The 2179-nt window shown below is 32.9% G+C and carries 3 protein-coding genes; all 3 read left to right on the forward strand.

Going from position 1 to position 2179, the window contains the following annotated elements; translation table 11 throughout:
• Positions 1 to 628: 628 nt before the first annotated feature.
• The 3 genes from PSI23_RS21095 (at position 629) to PSI23_RS21105 (ending at position 1994) form a co-directional block, all read left to right on the forward strand.
• Positions 629 to 943, forward strand: coding sequence for a hypothetical protein (locus PSI23_RS21095; RefSeq protein WP_273556912.1), 315 nt, complete (start codon positions 629 to 631; stop codon positions 941 to 943).
• 512 nt (positions 944 to 1455) lie between these two features.
• Positions 1456 to 1716 (forward strand): hypothetical protein, encoded by a 261-nt coding sequence (locus PSI23_RS21100; RefSeq protein ID WP_273556913.1) that lies wholly within the window; start codon positions 1456 to 1458, stop codon positions 1714 to 1716.
• Positions 1717 to 1865: 149 nt separating this feature from the next.
• Positions 1866 to 1994 carry a hypothetical protein gene (locus PSI23_RS21105; RefSeq protein WP_273556914.1) on the forward strand — a complete coding sequence of 43 codons (129 nt, stop codon included), beginning with the start codon at positions 1866 to 1868 and terminating at the stop codon, positions 1992 to 1994.
• The last annotated feature ends 185 nt before the right edge of the window (positions 1995 to 2179 follow it).

Here is a 2179-nt window from a genome sequence, read left to right on the forward strand (position 1 = left end):
ATCCCGCATGTACAAAAACATCAACTGCAAAAAATTTTTCAGTTGTGAAAATCTCACATGAGCAAAAAGCATGATCAACATGGTGATACCTGCACCATGCAGAAGTTAAAGGTGAGAAATCCCACCTTTTGCTAACTTGTTGATTTTGCTTATTTCCGGCACAGAGACGGAATTCAATGAAATCAAGGGGTTAAAAGAGGATAATTGTCCTATTTACGTAAGTAGCTGATTTTACTCATTTCTGTCACTGTGCCAGACATTAGGGAAATCAAGGGGTTATAGAGAATTTCATTTTCTTTGATTCCAAAAAATAAAATAGATAATATTATTTATCATTATTAAATCAGATATAAAACAATGGTGACAAATGATAAAATAAATATAAAATAACAAATTTCTTATTTTTCAAGTAGAAAAAATAAATAATTTTATAATTTGTCAGTTTCTATTATTTACTGATAACACCTTACATAATTAGATGTTTTCAATTTCTTTTTTTTTACGTAGTATCAAAATTAGTCACGAAGGCAGAGAATAAGTAATTTTAAAGCTTCCCTGTCTGAACTGGCGAAAAAAACTCATCAAGATAGTAAAAAATCTTATAATTATTAAATAAAAGGATAATATTATGTCTAATACATCAAAAAGCACAACTTATAACGCAGCTAAAATAAATATCATAACACTAAGAAAAGACGGCGAAGTTGACGTCACCGTCAGCCTTCCTGATACCATTACCTTGACCGTAAATTTGTATGATAAAATTCCATTAACTGTACTAGCTACTAATTCAACATCAGTTATGGCATCAATGCAATATACAGGCATCTTACACCATTATTCAAGAGGAGAAGATATAACTTTTACAACAATGAAAGACAGTAACAATATACTTAGAATTGAGACCCTTACTCTTAACAAGCCAAATAACAAGGCAAGTTAAAGCCGGAGAGTAATGGCAAGGAAGCCATTAATCCTTAACTCTTTTTCTACCCATATCAATCATAAAAATAACCCGTCAATAATATCACCCACGAGCATAGTGTTAATTTGAAATATATTTTTTATCACATGCCGATAAATTAGCGCTCTTTCCATTTCACAGATTAAGAATATTCCGATCATATATTAATGGAAGTGATGTAGTGTGTTGTGCCCTGAACATAAGCAGAACAGATAATTAATGGCGCTCTTGTTATAGGATTATAAATGTAGTTCTAATGGCTCCAGCATATCTATACGGAATTTAGATAAATATAATTAATAATTATTGCGAAATTAGATTGATTTATTAAGATGATATAAGACTTACATATAAATAACTTAAATAAAATCAATTAATTGAAATAATAACATTTATTAGTTGCGTACCACAATATGAAGCCTAGTTAAACCTTATTTACAAAGAATACCTTGCAAAACCTACTGTCAAGCATTATATATGGAGTATAATTTGTGACCAAAGATAATAAAGACTCAATAGAAATTGTGCATAGACGTGCAGTGCGTAAGTTTAATGAGTTCTATTCCGCCATTTTTGGCGAAATCAGTTCAATGCTGAAGAAGGCCAAATTATTGCCCATACCCGAGTTGCAGCGCAATAACCCAACCTTCTCTGACACGGTATCTGTATTGAAGTTATACCGTGATTTTTCAAACTTAGCCGCAGATCTTCTTAAAATTGACAAAAAAAACTGCTTTGAAAGAACTAAATGAATATATAGATTTAGCTGATGCGCTAGCTAAAGCGATTGATGCTGATGATTATGATGCTTTATGTGGTGCAATATCCGCATTAGACGAAAAACCTTATATTTGAATTTAAATTTGAACTGAGTGAGTTACCTACCCCTAAAGGAGTTAATATGACGCAACAATACGATTTTAAGAGAATTTTTGAACTGCTTGATAAAATGGAGTCATGTGTAAATAAAGTTAAATATTTAAACAGTCAATTAGATAAAAGTCTTGACTCTATTTCTAAAGCTGCCTAATTTAAGTTTTTAATAAAGAATAAAGCCCTCCTCACGAGGGCTTTTACCTATCACAGCCCCAAATCACTCTCCCCCTGCCCCAAATTCCACACCGAATCCTCCGGCATCTGGACGCGGACGTCTAAGCGGGTGAGTAAGGGGCGCTAGGCCCCTGTCATCACTTCGGCTGTTCCGGCCAGTTAATA

Source organism: Xenorhabdus yunnanensis (assembly GCF_028598805.1).
GTDB classification, from domain to species: Bacteria; Pseudomonadota; Gammaproteobacteria; order Enterobacterales; family Enterobacteriaceae; genus Xenorhabdus; species Xenorhabdus yunnanensis.

What these genes read in the sequence shown, in the direction of transcription:
- PSI23_RS21095 (WP_273556912.1), top strand. Translation starts at nt 629, where the DNA reads ATGTCTAATACATCAAAAAGCACAACTTATAACGCAGCTAAAATAAAT.
- PSI23_RS21105 (WP_273556914.1), top strand. Translation starts at nt 1,866, where the DNA reads ATGACGCAACAATACGATTTTAAGAGAATTTTTGAACTGCTTGATAAA.